A 19,726-nucleotide genomic window follows, 5' to 3' on the forward strand; every position below is an offset into this window, starting at 1 on the left:
AGCAATACAACCACTTGCAATTAGGGAACCAGAAATGAAATTTAAGAGCCAAATCAATCGAGTATTGATTGGAGGTGGAACTCATGGGAACGAGTTTACTGGAGCATACTTGATCAAACTTTTTGAGCAATTTCCTGAGCTAATTCGTAAATCCAATTTTGAAACACTGACATTGTTGGCTAATCCTAAAGCATTTGCAGCAGGAACACGATACATTGACAAAGATTTAAATCGGTGCTTCCTGCGTCAAAATTTAGAGGATTCAACACTTTCTGGTTATGAGGATTTACTAGCTCAAGAGATTGACCATCTGTTTGGTCAAAATGGTAAAACTCCTGTTGATTTTATTTTGGATTTACATAGTACAACCGCCAACATGGGTGTAACCATCATTGTCGATAATGATCAACCCTTCAATCTGCAATTAGCCGCCTATCTCAGTTATGTTAATCCTTCAGTCAAGGTTTATAGTTCTGGAAACTCTGGTCGAGGTGATAATTCGCTGCGATCGCTTGGCAAATTTAGCGTTGCTATTGAGGTTGGCTCTGTTCCTCAAGGTGTTTTGAATCCAGATATTTTTCTGAAAACTGAAGCCATAATTTACACAATTTTAGATTATTTAGAACTGTACAACCAGGGAAAAGTACCAGCGTTCCCAAATACTCTTATCTTCTACAGATATATAGAAGCAATTGATTATCCCAGAAACGAACACGGAGAAATTCAAGCCATGATCCATCCTCGGCTTCAGTTTAAAGATTATGAGGTTTTAAATCCTGGCGATCCTATGTTCTTAACATTTGACGGTCAAACAATTCCCTACGAAGCCAACTCAACTACCTATCCTGTTTTTATTAATGAAGCAGCTTATTACGAGAAAGGTATTGCCATGTGTTTTACCGAAAAACAAATGATTACTGTTGAATAAGCCAAAATTAGGACTTACACAAAGAACTTTCAAGCACTCATCCACTTCCTCTGTCGTTCATTCTATTACCTGTATGTTAGTCTTGACAATTTAACTTTTAACACTTTAAAGGAGTTACTAATGAACACTCAACAGATAGAGCTTTATCAAAATATTCAAAGATTTTCTCTAGATGATGCTGATGCAGTTTTATCATTTACTCATCGATTAGCAAAAGACAACGGTTGGACAACTAAATACACCCAACGTGTTATTAACGAATACAAAAAGTTTGCCTTTCTTGCCGTTATCGCTGGGCATCCTGTTAGTCCTTCTGCTCAAGTGGATCAAGTTTGGCATTTGCACTTAACCTACACTCACTCATACTGGGATGAGTTTTGTGGTAAAATATTACATAAATCATTGCATCATCATCCTAGTAGTGGCGGTTATAGCGAGCAGGAAAAGCATCGCAGGTGGTATTACGAAACGCTGATTAGCTATGAAAAAATATTTAATGAGCGCCCACCGATTGATATTTGGCAGTCATCAAATATCCAATTCGATAATAATATTCAGTTCACACGAGTAAACACTCGTTGCTACTGGATTGTACCCAAACCATCCTTTACTTTTCTTCGATTGCCTGCGTTGAAATCGATGCTAATTGCGCTGTTATCATTTATGCTAGTTCTAGCAATGAGTAGCTTTTTCCCACTGATTGCTAATACTCATAACTATTCAAATAATTTGAATAGCTCTGAACTTGTGATGTCTCAGGTGGCTGAAAATACTCCACGTCCTGGCAATACACCAACATCTACCTTTGAGAATAATCACACTACCTCGGACAAAGCTTCAGAGTGGTCTTGGTGGTGGCTTTTGTGGTTGCCAATATTAATTTTTTGTTTCTTGAGCCGTGGCGGTAACAGTAATGGCGGTGACAATAATAATAATTGCAATAGTTGTGCCGGCTGTCTGTGATGAATCTGTTAGTAATGACTCCAATTTATAATAGGAATATGGCTATGCCAAATTTATGGAGTATTGATTCGTTCCAAATTTCCCCACCTTGAAAAGGCTGGAATCTAGGACTTACGCATTGACAGGAAAGACCAAATATGTATCGATGATTTGAAAAACCACATCTATCGTAGGGGCAATTCATGAATTGCTCCTACAGCGTGGGTCTATTTACCATCAAAGAATGATTAATAAAAACCTGAAACGATGTATTTACGTTGATACACAACATGATTCTTTTGTACAGTACGTAAGTCCTTAATCTATTAGGCAGCTTGCGGCTCAACTAAATTTTCTATTCCCTGAACGACTGTTGCCGATTCAATTTTGTCACCCGCCTTCAGTTTATCCAAAACTTCTCTGCCTTCAGTGAGATAGCCAAAAACGGCATAACGACCATCCAATAGGTTGCGTCCGGCGGGGGTAAGTTCTGGTTCAAACAAAAAGAAGAAAAATTGTGATGAGCCACCATTTACTTCACTTTCGGGACGAGCCATCACTACTGCACCAAAGGCAGAAAAAGGTAGAACTGGCATATCAACGTAACGACCAGCTTCTTCTAGAGTAATGCCATAAGTAGGTGCTTTATCTCCTTGAACTAAGATTTCTAAGGGAATAGCACGATATTTGCCAGTTTTTGGGTCAATGAAACCCACATCTTTTCCAGCAGGATCTCCAGTTTGGAGAAAGTAAGACTCTTCAGAACGGGTAAATTCTAAACCATTATAAAAACCCCTGTGTACCAAATCTACAAAATTACCAGCAGTTACAGGGGCGCTATAACCGTCTACGACAAGAGCTAAATCGCCTTTGTTGGTTTTAATTTCTACAGTGGCACGACCTTTAAGTTGTGGCAGGTTGCTATACTCAGCAGGCACTTTAAAGGGAAATTGTTTCACCATTGAATCTTCTAGCTGAGTAACGAGATTTAGTAGTTTAGTTCTCTCTTGCAGTATTTGTTCTTTATCTTTACTGTTCGCCAATTCTTGCAATTTACCCACCCCAGCTTTCAACTCGGTAATCCAAGCTTCGGCTTGGGGTTGGCGTTCTGCGGGAACGCTTGTTAAGATTTGGGAAGGTTTATCGAGAATGCGGGATGCTTGGCTGATGTCTTTGGAAATAGCACCCCAACGTCGATTCGCCCGCAGTTGGGCAGAGATGTCCTCTAAACTGCCTTGTAGTTGCCGCACAGGTTTGTTATCTATCGGGAGTGCATACCGCAACAAAGCCTTACCGTCGGTAATTGCATTACCTGCTGGGAGTGCGGCGCTACTGGAGGGAGTCCACCCAGCTGTAGTTATGCCTAAAAATATTGTTATCAGCAGTATTGCCATTAGGCTCTTCTTCAGCCAGGATTTTAATAAGTTAAGCATGGGATAACTCAAATGCAGCAGTGAATTGTTGACTGGACGTAACCCATAAATAATCTTCCCACGTTAGGTGATGAGTGGAGCAGAGGTCTAGGGCAGAGGAAAAATAACTAATGACAATAACACTAAACTAATGACAAATGCCCAATGACGACCCTAGAAGGGTACAATAAATGCCGATTGTCTTCCAAAATTTGAAAGTTTCATGATCTCCAGTAACGACTTTCGACCCGGTGTTTCAATTGTATTGGATGGGTCTGTATGGCGAGTGCTTGAATTCTTGCACGTCAAACCAGGCAAAGGTTCCGCCTTTGTACGAACTAAGCTAAAAAATGTCCAGAGTGGGAGCGTGATGGAAAAAACGTTCCGCGCCGGGGAAACAGTGCCGCAAGCCACTCTAGAAAAAAGTACGATGCAGCATACCTATAAAGAAGGCGATGAGTTTGTCTTTATGGATATGGAAACCTACGAAGAAGGCAGATTGACTCGCGAACAAATTGGCGATCGCGTCAAGTACCTCAAGGAAGGTATGGAAGCTGAAGTGATTCGGTGGGGCGAACAGGTATTGGGAGTAGAGTTACCTAAGTCTGTGGTTCTGGAAATTGTCCAAACAGATCCAGGTTTAAAAGGTGACACCGCCACAGGTGGCTCAAAACCAGCAACTCTAGAAACTGGTGCAGTTGTGATGGTTCCTTTGTTTATTTCCCAAGGAGAACGCATCAAAGTTGATACCCAGGAAGATAAATATATCAGCAGGGAATAACTTTCATCTCTACGGAGATGCTTGCTCTCGATTGAAATCCCTACATAGGGATTAATTCCCTGCCACACTTAAAATGCTAATTTACGGATAGGTCGAGGTAATAAAAACTGTGCCATTGGACTTTAATGAAATCCGCCAACTATTGGCAACTATCGCACAAACAGATATTGCAGAAGTCATACTCAAAAGCGATGATTTTGAGCTAACAGTCCGTAAGGCTGTGAGCGTTAGCAATCAGATGTTGTCGGTAGGTCAAGGGACTTTAGGCGGTGTGGTAGGTTCAGGCTTGACATCGGGTTCATCTGGGGGAAACCAGGTGAGCGGAAGTCAGCTAACAGAGGTGTCCACATCTCGTGTATTTGAGAATACTGGAACTAGCACACAAATGCAGTTATCAGTAAATCCTCCCTCAACCATTGACCAGAGATTAGTAGAAGTGCCTTCCCCAATGGTAGGAACGTTTTATCGTGCTCCTGCGCCTGGGGAAGTGGCATTTGTGGAAGTGGGCGATCGCGTCCGCAAGGGTCAAACAGTCTGTATCATTGAAGCCATGAAGCTGATGAATGAAATCGAAGCCGACGTCTCTGGACAGGTGATGGAAATTCTCCTTGAAAATGGCGACGCTGTAGAATATGGTCAACCTTTGATGCGAATTAACCCTGATTAAGTATTAATGTATATATGATGTGAGTCATTGTTAAAACTTTCAGTCCTTGCGGGTCAACCCTGATGAAACAAACGTTGCCTTTACCACCAGAAGTGGTGCAACAAGTAGCTGAATACTTCAGCCTGTTAAGTGAGCCAATGCGCCTACGACTGCTACACTTATTACGGGATGAAGAAAAATGCGTGCAAGAGTTGGTAGAGGCAACACAGACTTCTCAGGCAAATGTATCAAAACACCTGAAGGTAATGTGGCAAGCAGGTATTCTTAGCCGCCGCAGTGAAGGAACTTGCGCCTATTACCGGGTGGAGGATCAAATGATTTTTGAGTTGTGTAATCGGGTTTGCGATCGCCTCGCCACAAGGTTAGAGCAGCAAGCCCGTAATTTTCGTGTGTTAAATAGCAAACGGTAAGTGTAAGAGAGTTATGAATTATGAGTTATGAGTTATAAATTAAAACTCCTCACTCCTGCACAGACGCGATTAATCGCGTCTCTACTCCTAACTTTTTTAAAGGGGATAATTTTTCTGAAACTGTTCACGAGTTAGCGGTTGTTGTAACTCTACACCCTCACCGCCTAAAACATCCAACGGTTTGCCATTCACGTCAATGTACACTTTGGCTTTGGGATTTAAAGTTGTTGCAGTGTAAACAACTTGTCCCACACGACCCATCATTGAGGTGCTACCACCACCGCTGGTAAAATCTTCAGATAAATTAACGTGAACCTCATCATTTTCTGACTTCAGCCCCAATAGCTTGGTTCCTTTGGGGATAGTTGTCGAATCTGTCCCTTCTGTTGGACCTGCTAACAAACTTTGGAAAGCTGCTTCTAAAGCCTGGTTAGGTAGTACAGAAGCTACTCTAACAGGCTGGGGAACCAAAGTAACATTTTTATTGTTTGGTCTTAGCCAGTAAACGTTGGGGGTGTTCTCATTACCTGGCTGCCTAGTTGATGGCTGTACTGGCTGTTCAATACGCCCAGAGGGGTTTGACGGTGTAGGAGTATTGCTGGATTGTGTGGTAAACCAAGCTACACCGCCACCCACCGCTACAACCGCTGCTGACACAGCTGCAATTACGCCTGAAGAAATACGATTAGATCCTTGTTGGTCCTTCATGTTCAAAACCTTCCTAACTGAGGGCTGATATGGTAGTTATGTGAGGAGCAGCCTGGTTAAAGACGATACTTATAGGTAGAGAGTTTCCCGCAATCTAGAGGAGACTTAATGCCTCTTAATTCTGTAAGTCCCCAATTCAATTTTAGAATTTTTATTTCTAATCCGTCACCTACCAAATTATCTAAATTTTGGGGAGTGGGGAGTGAAAAGTTAAGAGTTAGGAGTTAGGAGTTAGAAGTTGGGGACAAACGGACAAGGGAGATAAGGGGGAATTATTGAACAAGTCTCTCCTTTGTCTCCCCTTCTTCCTTGTCTACCTTGTCTCTTCTCCATGCCCCATGCCCCATGCCCTATGCCCTATTGCTTCCGTAATCCACTGTTTGAGTGTTGTTGTCACTTCATCAATGACTATTTCTTGAGATTTACGGGTGGCTCTTTCTACAACTTCAACTTTGCCATTAGCGATCGCTCGTCCGGTTACAATTCTATAAGGTATGCCAATCAAGTCCGCATCTTTAAATTTCACTCCCGCCCGTTCGTCGCGGTCATCTAGTAGGGTTTCAATTCCCGCTTGATTGAGTTCTGTGTAAAGTTTTTGGGCGATTTCGATTTGTTGAGCATCCTTGATGTTAGGAATTGTGACGATCGCGTGGTAGGGTGCGATCGCAACTGGCCAAATAATCCCATCTTTATCGTAAGATTGCTCGACGGCAGCTTGTGCTAGTCGTGATACACCTACACCAAAACAACCCATAAATAGCGGCTTTTCTTCACCCTGTTCATTGGTATAAGTTGCACCCATCGCTTGGGAATATTTAGTACCTAATTGGAAGATGTGACCTGCTTCAATTCCACGGGCGCTTTGTAGGCTTTGTTCTGGGTTGTGGATGGCGCGATCGCCTGGTCTTGCCTTACGTATATCTACTACTGTACTTGGCAATGTAAATTGCTCACCCCAATTAGCACCAACGACGTGATAGCCAGTTTCATTCGCGCCTGTAACAAAGTTTTTTAAATCAACGGCTGTTTGATCTACCAAGCGCAAAAATTTAGGATGAATCTGTTTATTAGCGGTAATATATTCATCTGTGATGTCTGGCGCAATGTACCCTAAAGGTAGAGATTTAGCTGTCCATGCTTGCTGGGCTTCTACATTTGGTACATTCAAACTAATAATAGTTTTAGCGCCATATTCAGAAGCTAGTTTGGTCAATTCATTTTGCAACTTGACTTCATTAACTTCCTGATCGCCTCGGATGCTTACCAGAACCAACACTGTTATACCATTATCATAAACTGTTTGATAAAGGACATTTTTCACTAATTGAGTGGGAGAAGAGTTGAGGAGTTGACACACCTTTTCAATCGTCTCTGTTCCAGGTGTATCGCGTTTCTCGTAGGTTGTAAACCGTGAAGTTTCGGCGTCAATTGGTAAAGAAACAGCCTTTTCTACGTTAGCGGCGTATTTACCATCATCAGTGTAGAGAACTTCGTCTTCGCCAGCTTCCGCCAAAATCATAAATTCTGTGGAACCAGAACCGCCAATTGCACCAGAATCAGCTTCCACTGCCCGAAAAGCTAAACCAGAACGCCGCAGGATATTACTGTAGGCTTTATACATATCCTGGTAAGTTTCTTTGAGGCTGGCTTCATCAGCGTGGAAAGAGTAGCCGTCCTTCATGATAAATTCACGTCCACGCATTAAACCAAAGCGGGGACGAATTTCGTCGCGGAATTTGGTTTGAATTTGGTAGAGATGTAGCGGTAGCTGGCGATAAGAGCGAATCATATCACGAGCGATCGCTGTGATTACTTCTTCATGAGTTGGGCCTAATCCTAATTGTTGCTCACGGCGGTCAATTAGAGAAAACATAATCCCCTCAGCTTTGGTGTAAGTGTCCCAGCGTCCCGATTCTTTCCATAAATCAGCAGGTTGTAATTGTGGTAAGAGACATTCTTGTGCGCCTGTAGCGTTCATTTCTTCCCGCACAATCTGGGAAACTTTTTGCAGTACCCGCCACATTAGCGGCAAATAAGCATAGATACCACTACCGATGCGACGAATGTAACCTGCACGGAGTAATAATTTATGGCTGGGAATCTCAGCATCAGCCGGATCATCCCGCAGTGTAACAAATAACATTTGTGAAAGTCGCATCGTTTAATCCCTTTCCAGAATCTCTAATTTGTTTATAAACCACCTGGCGATTATAAATCGCGGCCACACAAACTCTTGTCCGCCTGAGTGCATTAAGAAGCCAATACGGTTCGGTTAAGATCCCCCCGCCGGCAGCGACCCCCTTAAAAAGGGGGTAAAAGAGGGTTAAAAGCCCCCCTTTTGAAGGACAAGGCTGTTTCATTCCCTAAAGAGCTTTAAAAATCAAGGGTTATAGCAATTTAAAATTGGTTATTTTGTTACCAGCGTGTCGATAAAATGAACTATTTTACTGATATTTAAGTGCTTAAATGTTCATCTCATCGTCACCCTTACTTACAATTTTCTCGCTAACCATCTTGACAAATCCTGTTTGAAATGGAATGAAACAGCCCTGCCTTTTGAAGGGGGGTTGGGGGATCTTCAAAATATTAGAACGTTAACCGAACCGTATTAAAAGGTATTCTAGTTTTTGAACCTGCGAGGTACGCAAAGTGCAAGCGAGATCGGCATCTTACAGCCGTTAAGATATGGCATGATATAATCTTTGCAACTATTTAATCTAGGTCTAGGTTATGAGTCCTTTGACATTAAAACTAGACACTGTTAATTTAAGTGACAAACAATTTTATCACTTATGTTAAAATAACCGCGAATTGAAATTTGAACGCACTGCCAAGGGAGAATTAATCATCATGTCCCTCGTTGGAGGTGAAAGCGGGAATCGAGAAGCAGATTTAATTATTGATCTGGGAATCTGGAATCGGCAAACTGGCCTTGGTTTTACCTTCAGTTCTTCTAGTATATTCAAATTACCCAATGGTGCTCACCGTTCCCCAGATGCTGCTTGGATTCAAGGAGAACGTTGGCAAACACTTACACCTGAACAAAGACGCAAATTTCCCCCATTGCACCCGATTTTGTCATTGAATTAAGGGCAGCAACAGATGATTTGGAAATGTTACGTTCCAAAATGCAAGAATATATAGATGCAGGGGTGCAATTGGCATGGTTAATTAACCCCCAACATCAGCAAGTAGAAATTTATTGTCAAAAACAAGATACGGAAGTGCGAAATCTACCCACACAATTATCGGGTGAAGATGTATTGCCAGAATTTAGCTTGAGTCTTTCTTGTTATTAAGATTTGCAAGTGCTGCTAAACCTCCACTATCTGCCAACACTTTCCATTGCAGCAGAAAATACTTTATAAGTCTGCGTAAGTACGCTTCATTAAAATAATCTACGTAGGCAGACTAAGAAGGTATCCTAGTTTTCTAACCTGAGTCATGTGCCAAGCACAGCACAATAGGCAGGTTTTACCTTGACTTCATTACTCAGGGCATATTACAGCCGTTAGGATATCTTAAAATAAATAACCATCAGGCGATTAGAATCAGGGCATCTTTAGGAGAAACTACTTTGGCAAATGTAATTTATCAAGCACAGGCACCCTTAGAATTTATTCCTCCGGCGTTTAACCCTTTATTGCTACGAGTTGTCCATCTGTTGCTACCCAGTTGGATAAAATGGCAAACACCTATTACCCAAATTGAAGCAGACAACGTAGAGGTTCTGGTGGATCTATATCGCCAGTTTCAGGAGGGTAAGATCCGTTTTATGCTGGCATTTCGCCATCCGAAAACAGACGATCCGTTTTGTTTGGGTTACTTGCTGTCTCAACTCGTACCAAAGGTAGCGCAATCGCAGGGTACAACACTACAACTTCCCATTCACGCTCATTTTATCTACGATCGCGGCATTCCTCTATGGGCAGGTGCCCACGTTGGCTGGATTGCTTCTCATTTAGGTGGCACTCCGATTCAGCGAGGTAAAGCTGACTGGACGGGGTTACGTTCGGCGCGTGACTTGTTTGCCAATGGGAAATTCCCGATGGTGGCTGCGCCTGAAGGTGCTACCAATGGCTTATCGGAGAATATCAGCCCCCTAGAACCTGGTATTGCCCAATTAGGCTTTTGGTGTGCTGAAGATTTGCAAAAAGCTGGAAGCGACCAACAGGTTCTAATTGTACCAGTTGGGATTAAATATAGTTACGTTGATGCTCCTTGGGATGCGATCGCTAATCTTTTAACTGAATTAGAAGCGGCTAGTGGTTTACCTGTGAATCCAGCAGAAAATTCTTCTGTAGAGTCGCTTTATCCCCGGTTGTTGACTTTGGCAGAACATTTACTTTTGCTAATGGAGGAATTTTACACCCGGTTTTATCATCAAAAACTGCCAGATCCCAAGATTGTCAACGGGCAAATTCCAGATAGAAATGAAGCGTTAGCAGTTCGTTTACAAGCTTTATTGAATGCAGCACTGTTAATCTCAGAACAGTATTTTAATTTGCAGTCAAAAGGTAGTTTAAGTGACCGTTGTCGGCGAGTCGAGCAAGCAGGTTGGAATTATATATTTAGAGAAGAATTTAAGGATGTAAAAGGAGTATCTGCGGTTGAAAGAGCTTTAGGCGATCGCGTTGCTGAAGAAGCAAATGCCCGGATGTGGCACATGCGTTTAGTAGAAAGTTTTGTGGCAGTTTCTGGTAATTATATTCGTGAAAATCCAACAGTAGAAAGGTTTGCTGAGACGACTTTAATTTTATGGCAAATGATTGCTAAAATCAAAGGCGATAAAGCTGTGCAGCGTCCGCAATTGGGTAAGCAAAAAGTAAAAATTACTGTGGGTGAACCCATATCTATTTCTGAGCATTACCCAGACTATAAGGAAAACCGTTTGGGTGCTAGACAAGCTGTTGCTGATGTGACAAATGATCTGCAACATGCGTTGGAAGGTTTGATTTGATTAGAAGGGTTGCATTTTTAGTTAGGAACCAGAATAAAGCTGTCAGTCGTCAGGAGGCTTATTGATTTCGACCCCTGCCTCCTGACTCCCTTAACTAGCAAGATGCAATGTAAAAGCCTAAGTGTTTATCCGAATCGGATATTACTTTCTAAAGTAGATCGATTCAAACAAAAAACTTCTAGCGATCGCGGGTTTAGATGCTCTGTACGGAGGTGTTGGCGGGATGTGCTTTATTAAGCTTACACAAACCCAAAAGTTTTTGAAAGCTACCTAATTAAATGGGTGTAAAAAATCGCAGGCTACTAGACCTACTTGGCTTTGCTCCTATTTCACCTTTAATATAATTGGGTTATATAAAAGCACTTGTAACTAGATATATCATTTTTTATTTGAGTTTTATAAAATTACCGTTAAGTTATTCAAATTATATTTTCAGAGAAATCACGCTTTTATGTTTTTGTAATTCAAATTACAAATAGAGAAGTCCAGAAAATTGTGATTTTCTAAATCAATCAATTTATAAATAATGAAAACTCAAAACTTATTCAATTTACTGAAGGTTGGTATTGCTACTTTTGGAATCTTCTTTGTGGCTGGTCAAGGAGCGTATGCCTCAGACTTAAAGGGAACAGCATTTAGCATATCTTTGGAGTGTATGAACGACACTACCGGTCTTTTGATGGGTCAAAACTCCACTGATGCTAGCGGGTGGCAGTATGCATTTGATTCAAACAAAGATGGGATGAACGGGAATTACTGGGTTGGTGCCGCAGCAGGGAAAGTAAATCCCTACGATATCTCTGGTATGGCTATCAAAGAAACTGCTACCAGCGTGATTGTGGCAATCAACGGCAATATGAAGTTAACAGGAGAGGCTGAACAGGGTGCTACCGGTGGTCAAATTGGATATGGTGATTTGTTCTTCAATATGGCGGGCAAAACTTTTGAAAATGCTATGAGCAGCGGGGATTTGTTTGGGATTCATTTCTCCTCAGTGAATGCTTCAGGAGTACAACAACTAGGGGTTTATAGTAATGTTCAGGCAAAGACAGTTACTAATATCAAAGAAGGCTACACTGTTGGATATGGTGGTTTGGCAGGAGATGGATGGATTTCTTACGAAACTCAGGTAAAACAAGGTGGTGGTGTTGTCGGTTATGGTGATTTGACCAGTAGTTACTTTACCAATAACGGCAAAGACAAGACATTTAATCTCAATGTCATCGACTCTGGAAAATATCTGAATGGAATCTCGTTTTTAGCACAGGGTAATGTAACGCAGCAGTTGCTGACCACTGGCTACGATGCCAGCAAATTCAACGGCACACAAACCATTGCATTTGAATTCAAGAAATCTTCTATTGTCCAATCGACTCCTGAGCCTGCTAGTCTCGCTGGTTTAGGAATTGTCGGTCTGGCTTTGGCTGGTAGCAAGCTACGCAAGAAATTAGCGTAACAATTGGGTAAGGACTATTTGCAATACGGCTTGATTTCTCTTCAGTGATTATAGACAAGATAAAAGACTATTTTCTCTCAGAAAAAATGATCGCTGGAGTCATGGAATTTTGGATGAAGCTTAAGCGAAAGTATCCCAAGCCCTGTAGATTTACTCACTAAACATTAAATAGGTCAATTTCAATGCCCTTACTTTCTAGCAAGGGCATTTTTTTCTCAGATAGTTATCAAATACAAAAACTACTTTGGTAATTCTCCAAATAATCTCGGTAACGCTCATAACACCTATACTCGCTATAAGGCGTGCAGCAGCTTGTTGTCAGACATCACTCCTTACACCCTAACCTGGAAACACCTTAGATAAATCCACAACTAAATTAGGAAAACAGGGCAGATTAACTGATTCATTTTGCAGATAAATAAATTTGCGACGATAACCAAATTTACCTTGCAAGGCTTGATAAGGTTCGCTATAGCACTCCAGATAATTATCTACTAAATTAAATATCCAATAATTAGAGATATTTGCTTCTGCATAAATAGGTAGCTTTTCTTCTTGGTCATATTTTAAGGATGAATCAGCAATCTCAATTAAGAGTAAAATATCAGATGGGCTGGGATGATTCGCTAGATAGTCATCATCTCTATTTTTTGCAATTACTCTATCTGGTTCAGGCTCACTGTTGTTAGACAAAGTAATTGGTTGTTGTCCTCGTAGGGTTGCGCGATCGCCCACTAGCTTATATAATCATCGTTCTAGGCGTGTTTCACAAACAGAGTGCGGTGTACCTTTTGCTGCCATCTGGATTATTTCACCCTTAATTAGCTCAACTCGGTCATTCTCCTCAAAGAAGCCGAGTTCAGCTAGAAGGTGATATTCAGCTATAGTAAAGCGTTTAGCAGTGGTAAGGCTCATAACAACTACGAGAATGCAGAGTTATTTTTATCTTAATATAGCTGTAACTGATTAAACTTCTGCGATGGAAGATGGTGAGGTGTCTAAATCTTCTTCTTTATCAGTTTCTGTAACTGTTTCTATACTTACACCCTTCCAAGGAAAATCAAAATATTGTTCCTGAACCGTTTTTAATTCCTTTATTGACTCTTGGAAAAATAATTTAATAGCAGATACGTGGTTTTCTTCAGATAAAAAATCTTGTAAGCTTTTTCGATAAAATATACCTGACCATGCTGGCAAAACTTTTAAATTACTAGGAGTCCATAGATTAGGTTTATTGTTAATTATTTTTTGCATAGATTCAATAATTTTTGGGCGTTGTCCAAACCTATGAGAAACCTGCAAAAATATACCTAAATATGGATAATCAGTTAAATTACTTGGATTTAAATTGAAGTATCCAAGACCACACCATAAGTCCCATGTACAGGGAGAAAAGTGGGTGTAGATAATATATCTCTCGTCCCATTTCCATTGAGTCCTACTTGCTGCGCCTTTGATAACACCTCCAAAAGCTAGCTTGAATTCGTGCTGTATTTCATCACTGAGAGTTGATTCCATGAGATTGAGAGTTTTGTTAAAATTCACCATTGTCAATAAGTCAACTGATGAAAATTGATTAGTGTGAGACATTCTGTTATTCCTCATAAAAATTAATATTTCTTGAGCTAAGATATCAGATGCGCGTTCTTTCAAGAAGCTATAAAACTGATACCACCTCAGTTGGAAGAAATTTATCTTGGGTGATAACTCAAGGCAATACTCTTTGATTGCTGGTTTTGGATCATAATCATATTGTTTGAGTTCATCTTTTGGGTCATAATCACGGGTGATATAAATTAAAATTCGATGTCTGACATTTGGTAAATTACTCAAAATATCAGCATATTTTCTTAAAGCATTATTTCCATCCTTAGCGCCAATTTTGGATTCAATAAATATTACATCTGTGCTTATGCCATTTGATAATTCAACCACAATATCAAATCTACTATCCTCAGTATGACCCGCCAGTGCTTGATGTTCTTGTTGAGTTGAAATCTTGATGCTGGAATAATTATCATCACTAATGATTGAGTGATGTTTTAGCCAATCAAGCAAAATACCATTATTCAGGGACAGAAAATAAGCAACAATCTCAGTAAAAAAATCTTCACGCGGTTTGCTTCCTGAATGCAGATTGAGTAAATTAGTAAACAAAGACATTTATTTTTAAGTATTTAAGGTAATTCAAAAAAAGTTATATACAAGAACCAAGCTTGTAGTCCTTCTGGAACAAGAGTACTGGAAATTTTTATAAGTTATGTTTGTATTAAATATTACTAGCGTTACAGCAGTTATAACTTAGCCGATTGCAGTTTGACAAGGGTGCTAGACTATACCAATAAAAAATAGGAGTAAAATTTTTACCCCTACAAAGTCGTGTATTATTTTAAGAATAGCTAGAGAAGTTTATTGCTCTGAAGTTAAGTGATTTTCTAGCAAAGATGCGATCGCTTCAGGATGAATATTCTTGTATTTCTTTTTACCAAGCTGTAAAACACAGTTGGGAGCGCTGCCACAGCATTTTTGGCAACTAGTATGTTCAATGGTAACTTTGTCTAATAAACCGCGATCGCACAAAGTTTTTTCTAAATCTGATAATAATCCTTTACCACCACGTTTCAGGCAACCGCCCTTTTGACATACCATAATCCTCGCTTTGGGTTGAGGTGGTAAATCTTGCTTTGGACACACATCAATTGGTGTCACCCGATAGGCTTTGATTTTAATTTTACTTGTGCGCGAGTCTACCTTACTATGACCACAAATGCGAATTTGCTGACCAGGAACTAAGGATGAACTTAGTAATCGGCGTAACTCTTTAGGCAGTTTAATGTCTACATTTCCAGATGGAACTGCCAATTGCAAGTATTTATATTTTCCTGGTTCACCACCAACAAAACCTAGTAACTGTCCCTCAAGGTTCAATTCTGATAACGTCAAATACTTGTTACCCATGATTGATAAAAAGTTAGGAGTGGGGAGTTAAAGCGAAGAGTTAGGAGTGAGGAGTTAGGAGTGAGGAGTTAAAAATGAGGAGGTAAGAGTTAATAATTCATAACTCTTAACTCATAACTCTTAACTTCCAACTCATAACTCTTAACTCCTAACTATTTTTAAGCTAGGCGTTTAGCTTCTACAGTTTGAGGTAAATTTGCTGTGTCTGGCAAATCACGAAATTCTAATTCCCAACCATTTGCTAGGGTGAGAATCTTGCCATCATTTCCATCGGTTTGTTTGACGACTTCTTCTTCCAGGTCTTTTTTAGCAACGTAGACTACTAAAGTGCCGGCATCATTCATCCGTAGCATTACTTTCATGAGATTCCTCAACAGATTCTAGTTCTTTTTTCATACAGCCGACGACGAACCCTGTTTCTAAGAAATGCACAGCATATATATAGGAAGTCTGCAAATATGTACCTATACTCGCTATGTAACCGATATCTCCTTTGTTTACTAAAACTTGGCCGACTTCCTTACCAGGAAAGGTACCATCATTTTTTAGCAGTTTACGAACTCTGACTTTTTCACCAATTTCAAAAGCAGGTGGCAAGTTTAGTTCTAATTCATCGCGTTGCATGAGAGTACCTCTGTTCTCTGACCAAATTCAATAGTTCTTCTGTCGTCAAACTGCGTTTTTTCTGTACCGATTGATGGCGCACTGCGTCTAAAACAGATTGGGTTTCTTGGGGGTTCAAGAAAATTCCATGCTGTTCTAGTAAGTTAGCAACCAAATGCCGTCCAGAATGTTTACCTACTACTAAACGCCGTTCCCAACCGACTTCTTCGGGTGCAAATGGTTCGTAGGTGATCGGGTTTTGCAATACCCCGTGAGCATGGATGCCAGATTCGTGAGCAAAGGTGTTTTCGCCAACGATCGCTTTCCAAGGTGGTACATCGGCTCCTGATGCGGCTGCAACTAGTTGAGACAGTTCCAGCAAACTGGGAGTGTCAATTCCCAAATCAACGTTGTAGATGCGTTTGATCGCCATGACAACTTCTTCTAATGCTGCATTTCCCGCCCTTTCACCCAATCCGTTGACTGTGGTATTCACTGATGAGGCTCCAGCTTTGATGCCCGCAAGGGCGTTGGCAGTTGCCATACCAAAATCATTATGCGTGTGGATTTCTAGGGGAATCGTCAACGCAGAAACCAGCCTTTGGACTTTGGTGTAGGTGGTGAAGGGGTCGAGAACTCCTACTGTGTCGCAGAAGCGGAAGCGGGATGCACCCCATTCTTGGGCATAAAGGGCTACATCTAAGAGGAAGTTTTCATCAGCCCTAGAAGAATCTTCGCCGCCGACTGCTACCCAAAGACCTTGATCGAGGGCGAAGTTGATTGAGTCTTTGAGTTTTTGCAAACTTACTCGCCACTGACCATGAAATTTAGTGGCAATTTGGATACCAGAGACGGGAATGGCAATATGCACCCGGTTCAAACCGCAAGCGATGGAAGCCTTGATATCTGAGATGACAGCACGGTTCCAGCCCAAGAGTTTTGCTTGTAAACCTAAGTTAGAAATTGCGGCGATCGCACGGGTTTCTTCGTCGCCCATTGCCGGTATACCCACTTCTAATTCCGGTATACCAATGGCATCGAGAAACTTAGCGATCGCTACTTTTTCTTGTAGAGTAAAGGCAACACCTGCTGCTTGTTCGCCATCACGTAATGTAGTGTCATTAATTATGATTTGATTCATTGCAAATATCCCTCTCTTGGAAGTATTCTTAATATCCTTTCCCTCTACAATCCCTCATGATGGTAAATGCTAAAAATATTACAATTCATAATGTAGGATACATGATCCTTAATTATTGCCTCATTATTAGCATCACATCTGTATGGCAGGGAACTAAAACAATGTATAAATTACTAATCGTTTTCACCGATGTCAGTTGAAATGTCTTCGAGTAGCAATGAACTAATATAACTATTAGCAAATCCCGAACAAAGTAATACACAGAATCCAGCAATTAAGGATGTAATCATCTTCGTAACCTCATCTTTTCTAGTACATTTTGGTGTAATTTAGGCAGGTAATGGTATCCAACGCTAAGGGGTACAAACTAGCTAACTGTGGTCTGCTAGCCAATCAAATATCTTTCCTAGCTGCTCCAAGTCAACGAAACCATACTGCCAGAGGAGCATCGGTAGTGGGCCATTGTCTAATTCACGGTGTCGCAGAGCTACAGCAATATCGGCATTTGAAAGTTCAAGTTCATTGTGCAAAAAATTGAGGAGTTTTATATCTCTGTTCCGAGTCGCCATAATTGATTGAACTTTCAATTTCTTAATTTGAGAAAAGATTAAAAATCAGAAATTCCAATTTATATTTAGGAATTTCGCCTTTCTAATTGTCGCTATATGTCAGGGGGATTTCAAATTTAGTAGAAGAAATAAAATCTAAACCCCGTCTAATCCATCTCAGTCTGCAACAAATTCTGCTAGCGGACAGTAGCTTCAAACTCTAAACCTATTTGAGCTTTGTGCATCTATGAACAAAAAGGATAAAGTCCAGTACTTGCGTCATGAATTCAAGATTAATCGTCTCTGAATTAGGTCTTTTTGAAATAATCATGACTCATCACTGTAATGCCAGCAACGCTCTAGCCACTCTAATAATTCGTGACGAGAAGCAAGAAATTGCATAACTGTACTACGAATTAGAATTACTTCGAGCAAATTGTTCACTTGCACTCGTAAAGAACCATCAGGGGGACAGTAGCTCTTAATTTTTAACTCTTGCAATCGGTGATAGATTCGCCAGCGATCGCTCAAAGGAATCTGCAAAACTTGATCGCCTAAAGGGCCGGAATTAAGTTGTGAGGCGTTTAATTTTCTCATTTTGGCAGTGGGGGAGTGGGGTATATGAGGGAGATGAGGGGGATGGGGGAGATGAGGGAGAATAATTACTAACTTTTAACTCCTAACTCCTAACTCTTGTCTTAAAGTTTGCAGTTGTTTTTCGAGTTGCTCGATGCGCGAGAGCAAAGAACGAATCACGGTTGCTTCCACATCGGGTAGCTTTCCATGTTCTAAAGGAGAAAGGCTGGCGCTTTCGTTCCGAGAAATAATTCTGCCGGGAACTCCCACAACTGTGCAGTCGTTGGGGACATTCTGTAAGACAACCGAACCAGCACCAATACGGACGCGATCGCCAATTTGCAGATTACCTAAAACTTTCGCACCCGCCCCAATCACTGCATTTTTGCCGACTGTGGGATGACGCTTACCAGTTTCTTTACCAGTTCCGCCAAGGGTGACGCCCTGATAAATCAGTGTATAGTCGCCGACGATCGCAGTTTCGCCAATGACTACACCCATTCCGTGGTCGATGAACACGCCCTGACCAATCTTTGCACCTGGGTGAATTTCAATTCCGGTCAAAAATCGCCCCAAATGAGAAATTAAGCGGGGGATAAAACCGACTCCTCGACCATGTAACCAGTGAGCAAGACGATGCAAACATAGCGCGTGCAATCCAGGGTAGCAAAACACCACTTCTAGCCAATTACGTGCTGCTGGATCGCGCTCAAAAATAATGCGAAAATCACTCAATAATGGCTCAAAAAAAACGCCAGAGAGGAGATTTTTCAGCATGGATGTGCGGGCAGAATCCTGCGTTTTGGTAGTTTGGCGATCGCTAGTACTGTCTAAAGACTGTTGCATCGGTAATGTCTATCTGGTAAATGAGTCATCTGCTATTTTTATGCTTATATCAGGTGACTTCCAACTCGATACAAAACCCAATGCTGATTGGATTTATTGGATTGATTGAGGTTGTACTCAAACGCCAAAACCCCGACTCAAGATAAACTTAAAATTTGTCTTGGGATAGGGGTGCTAGTATTTAATGATGGGGGTACTAGTATTTTTGGGGCGGGGGTTAAGAATTTCTGTTCTCGCTACAAGAAACTTTACCTGTAAGTCTTTGCTAAGATTTCGTCAACATATTTTGCAATATATTAAGCTGTACTCAGATGTACTCAAATATGAATTTGATCAGGCTACAAATCTATTTTTTGTATATCCTATTACTATTAGTATCTTATTATTGGGTTAGAGAAAAGACAGGTTTCTTTATTTTCTTTTAGGATTTGCTGTCTGTATGTATGTATACGTTTCAAAATATAGTTATCGCTCATCGTAACTGTTTTCTTATTATATAGATGTGTGGGAATAGCCAACACAAAATCTTAGAGTGGCATAATAGGTAGATATTCTCATAGCAGTTAAATAATTGCTTATTGCTGTAGCGGCGTAAAGCTATGCTACTCTAGCCACGAAACTTGTAGAGACTTACTAATGGAGTTCAAAGGCTCATTAATGGAGTTCAAATACTCATTAATGGAGTTTAAATACTAGACATCTCCAAAATAGTATATTTTGTGATAAAAGAACATCATGAGAAGTTTTTTAACACGAAAATATGAGTGACATACTGAATCACATTGAGGAG

General features: G+C 40.8%; 18 protein-coding genes and 2 pseudogenes. 8 read left to right on the top strand and 12 right to left on the bottom strand.

Features of this window, described 5'->3' with window-relative positions; all coding sequences use genetic code 11:
- Nucleotides 1-34 precede the first annotated feature (34 nt).
- Both HWQ40_RS14135 and HWQ40_RS14140 read left to right on the top strand, forming a co-directional pair.
- Complete coding sequence (locus HWQ40_RS14135) at nt 35-928, top strand: aspartoacylase (protein ID WP_292778750.1); 894 nt, start codon at nt 35-37, stop codon at nt 926-928.
- Between the two features lie 120 nt (nt 929-1,048).
- Nucleotides 1,049-1,891 carry a hypothetical protein gene (locus tag HWQ40_RS14140; protein ID WP_292778718.1) on the top strand — a complete coding sequence of 281 codons (843 nt, stop codon included), beginning with the start codon at nt 1,049-1,051 and terminating at the stop codon, nt 1,889-1,891.
- 305 nt (nt 1,892-2,196) lie between these two features.
- Here HWQ40_RS14140 and HWQ40_RS14145 read toward each other — a convergent pair whose 3' ends face one another.
- Nucleotides 2,197-3,303, bottom strand: coding sequence for a peptidylprolyl isomerase (locus HWQ40_RS14145; protein WP_292778720.1), 1,107 nt, complete (start codon nt 3,301-3,303; stop codon nt 2,197-2,199).
- 202 nt (nt 3,304-3,505) lie between these two features.
- Between HWQ40_RS14145 and efp the strand changes: the two genes are divergently transcribed.
- The 3 genes from efp (at nt 3,506) to HWQ40_RS14160 (ending at nt 5,140) form a co-directional block, all read left to right on the top strand.
- Nucleotides 3,506-4,063, top strand: coding sequence for an elongation factor P (gene efp, locus HWQ40_RS14150; RefSeq protein ID WP_094349903.1), 558 nt, complete (start codon nt 3,506-3,508; stop codon nt 4,061-4,063).
- A 109-nt stretch (nt 4,064-4,172) separates the two neighbouring features.
- Complete coding sequence (gene accB / locus HWQ40_RS14155; protein WP_292778722.1) at nt 4,173-4,730, top strand: acetyl-CoA carboxylase biotin carboxyl carrier protein; 558 nt, start codon at nt 4,173-4,175, stop codon at nt 4,728-4,730.
- 62 nt (nt 4,731-4,792) lie between these two features.
- Nucleotides 4,793-5,140: a metalloregulator ArsR/SmtB family transcription factor gene (locus tag HWQ40_RS14160; protein ID WP_094349905.1), complete on the top strand. Its 348-nt coding sequence runs from the start codon at nt 4,793-4,795 to the stop codon at nt 5,138-5,140.
- Nucleotides 5,141-5,236: 96 nt separating this feature from the next.
- Here the strand turns inward: HWQ40_RS14160 and HWQ40_RS14165 are convergent, their stop codons facing one another.
- Both HWQ40_RS14165 and HWQ40_RS14170 read right to left on the bottom strand, forming a co-directional pair.
- Nucleotides 5,237-5,848 (bottom strand): GerMN domain-containing protein, encoded by a 612-nt coding sequence (locus HWQ40_RS14165; RefSeq protein WP_292778724.1) that lies wholly within the window; start codon nt 5,846-5,848, stop codon nt 5,237-5,239.
- A gap of 313 nt (nt 5,849-6,161) precedes the next feature.
- Entirely contained in the window at nt 6,162-8,006 is a 1,845-nt protein-coding gene (locus HWQ40_RS14170; protein WP_292778726.1) for a proline--tRNA ligase, read from the bottom strand.
- A 572-nt stretch (nt 8,007-8,578) separates the two neighbouring features.
- Between HWQ40_RS14170 and HWQ40_RS14175 the strand changes: the two are divergent.
- The 3 genes and pseudogenes from HWQ40_RS14175 to HWQ40_RS14185 all read left to right on the top strand — a co-directional run bounded on the left by HWQ40_RS14175 (nt 8,579) and on the right by HWQ40_RS14185 (nt 12,264).
- Nucleotides 8,579-9,147, top strand: a pseudogene (locus tag HWQ40_RS14175) (Uma2 family endonuclease).
- Between the two features lie 278 nt (nt 9,148-9,425).
- Nucleotides 9,426-10,808 carry a 1-acyl-sn-glycerol-3-phosphate acyltransferase gene (locus tag HWQ40_RS14180; RefSeq protein WP_292778728.1) on the top strand — a complete coding sequence of 461 codons (1,383 nt, stop codon included), beginning with the start codon at nt 9,426-9,428 and terminating at the stop codon, nt 10,806-10,808.
- A gap of 526 nt (nt 10,809-11,334) precedes the next feature.
- Complete coding sequence (locus HWQ40_RS14185; protein WP_292778730.1) at nt 11,335-12,264, top strand: XDD3 family exosortase-dependent surface protein; 930 nt, start codon at nt 11,335-11,337, stop codon at nt 12,262-12,264.
- A gap of 339 nt (nt 12,265-12,603) precedes the next feature.
- Here the strand turns inward: HWQ40_RS14185 and HWQ40_RS14190 are convergent.
- From HWQ40_RS14190 to cysE, 9 genes and pseudogenes are all read right to left on the bottom strand, one after another.
- A pseudogene (locus HWQ40_RS14190) lies at nt 12,604-13,179 on the bottom strand (Uma2 family endonuclease).
- 51 nt (nt 13,180-13,230) lie between these two features.
- Complete coding sequence (locus tag HWQ40_RS14195) at nt 13,231-14,427, bottom strand: PD-(D/E)XK nuclease family protein (protein ID WP_292778732.1); 1,197 nt, start codon at nt 14,425-14,427, stop codon at nt 13,231-13,233.
- A 246-nt stretch (nt 14,428-14,673) separates the two neighbouring features.
- Nucleotides 14,674-15,222, bottom strand: coding sequence for a (2Fe-2S) ferredoxin domain-containing protein (locus HWQ40_RS14200; protein WP_292778734.1), 549 nt, complete (start codon nt 15,220-15,222; stop codon nt 14,674-14,676).
- A 158-nt stretch (nt 15,223-15,380) separates the two neighbouring features.
- Nucleotides 15,381-15,584 (bottom strand): putative nitrogen fixation protein NifT, encoded by a 204-nt coding sequence (gene nifT / locus HWQ40_RS14205; protein ID WP_114083693.1) that lies wholly within the window; start codon nt 15,582-15,584, stop codon nt 15,381-15,383.
- On the bottom strand, nt 15,559-15,846 hold the full coding sequence (locus HWQ40_RS14210; RefSeq protein WP_094349913.1) for a nitrogen fixation protein NifZ: 288 nt from the start codon (nt 15,844-15,846) through the stop codon (nt 15,559-15,561). Before HWQ40_RS14210 ends, nifT begins: the two co-directional genes overlap by 26 nt.
- On the bottom strand, nt 15,833-16,966 hold the full coding sequence (gene nifV, locus HWQ40_RS14215; protein ID WP_292778736.1) for a homocitrate synthase: 1,134 nt from the start codon (nt 16,964-16,966) through the stop codon (nt 15,833-15,835). Before nifV ends, HWQ40_RS14210 begins: the two co-directional genes overlap by 14 nt.
- Before the next feature lie 371 nt (nt 16,967-17,337).
- Nucleotides 17,338-17,535: a DUF2949 domain-containing protein gene (locus HWQ40_RS14220; protein WP_292778738.1), complete on the bottom strand. Its 198-nt coding sequence runs from the start codon at nt 17,533-17,535 to the stop codon at nt 17,338-17,340.
- Nucleotides 17,536-17,841: 306 nt separating this feature from the next.
- Nucleotides 17,842-18,111 (bottom strand): Asr1405/Asl0597 family protein, encoded by a 270-nt coding sequence (locus tag HWQ40_RS14225; RefSeq protein ID WP_292778740.1) that lies wholly within the window; start codon nt 18,109-18,111, stop codon nt 17,842-17,844.
- Between the two features lie 75 nt (nt 18,112-18,186).
- A complete protein-coding gene (gene cysE, locus HWQ40_RS14230) occupies nt 18,187-18,936 on the bottom strand; it encodes a serine O-acetyltransferase (protein WP_292778742.1) in 750 nt (249 codons plus the stop codon).
- Nucleotides 18,937-19,726 lie beyond the last annotated feature (790 nt).

Source organism: Nostoc sp. NMS9 (assembly GCF_017114995.1).
Lineage (GTDB): Bacteria > Cyanobacteriota > Cyanobacteriia > Cyanobacteriales > Nostocaceae > Nostoc.

Bases quoted from the DNA above. Each gene is read 5' to 3' on its own strand.
- HWQ40_RS14145 (WP_292778720.1), bottom strand. From the start codon at position 3,303: ATGCTTAACTTATTAAAATCCTGGCTGAAGAAGAGCCTAATGGCAATA.
- HWQ40_RS14140 (WP_292778718.1), top strand. From the start codon at position 1,049: ATGAACACTCAACAGATAGAGCTTTATCAAAATATTCAAAGATTTTCT.
- efp (WP_094349903.1), top strand. From the start codon at position 3,506: ATGATCTCCAGTAACGACTTTCGACCCGGTGTTTCAATTGTATTGGAT.
- HWQ40_RS14220 (WP_292778738.1), bottom strand. From the start codon at position 17,535: ATGGCGACTCGGAACAGAGATATAAAACTCCTCAATTTTTTGCACAAT.
- HWQ40_RS14135 (WP_292778750.1), top strand. From the start codon at position 35: ATGAAATTTAAGAGCCAAATCAATCGAGTATTGATTGGAGGTGGAACT.
- nifV (WP_292778736.1), bottom strand. From the start codon at position 16,966: ATGAATCAAATCATAATTAATGACACTACATTACGTGATGGCGAACAA.
- HWQ40_RS14160 (WP_094349905.1), top strand. From the start codon at position 4,793: ATGAAACAAACGTTGCCTTTACCACCAGAAGTGGTGCAACAAGTAGCT.
- HWQ40_RS14170 (WP_292778726.1), bottom strand. From the start codon at position 8,006: ATGCGACTTTCACAAATGTTATTTGTTACACTGCGGGATGATCCGGCT.
- HWQ40_RS14210 (WP_094349913.1), bottom strand. From the start codon at position 15,846: ATGCAACGCGATGAATTAGAACTAAACTTGCCACCTGCTTTTGAAATT.
- cysE (WP_292778742.1), bottom strand. From the start codon at position 18,936: ATGCAACAGTCTTTAGACAGTACTAGCGATCGCCAAACTACCAAAACG.
- HWQ40_RS14185 (WP_292778730.1), top strand. From the start codon at position 11,335: ATGAAAACTCAAAACTTATTCAATTTACTGAAGGTTGGTATTGCTACT.
- HWQ40_RS14225 (WP_292778740.1), bottom strand. From the start codon at position 18,111: ATGAGAAAATTAAACGCCTCACAACTTAATTCCGGCCCTTTAGGCGAT.
- HWQ40_RS14195 (WP_292778732.1), bottom strand. From the start codon at position 14,427: ATGTCTTTGTTTACTAATTTACTCAATCTGCATTCAGGAAGCAAACCG.
- nifT (WP_114083693.1), bottom strand. From the start codon at position 15,584: ATGAAAGTAATGCTACGGATGAATGATGCCGGCACTTTAGTAGTCTAC.
- HWQ40_RS14165 (WP_292778724.1), bottom strand. From the start codon at position 5,848: ATGAAGGACCAACAAGGATCTAATCGTATTTCTTCAGGCGTAATTGCA.
- HWQ40_RS14200 (WP_292778734.1), bottom strand. From the start codon at position 15,222: ATGGGTAACAAGTATTTGACGTTATCAGAATTGAACCTTGAGGGACAG.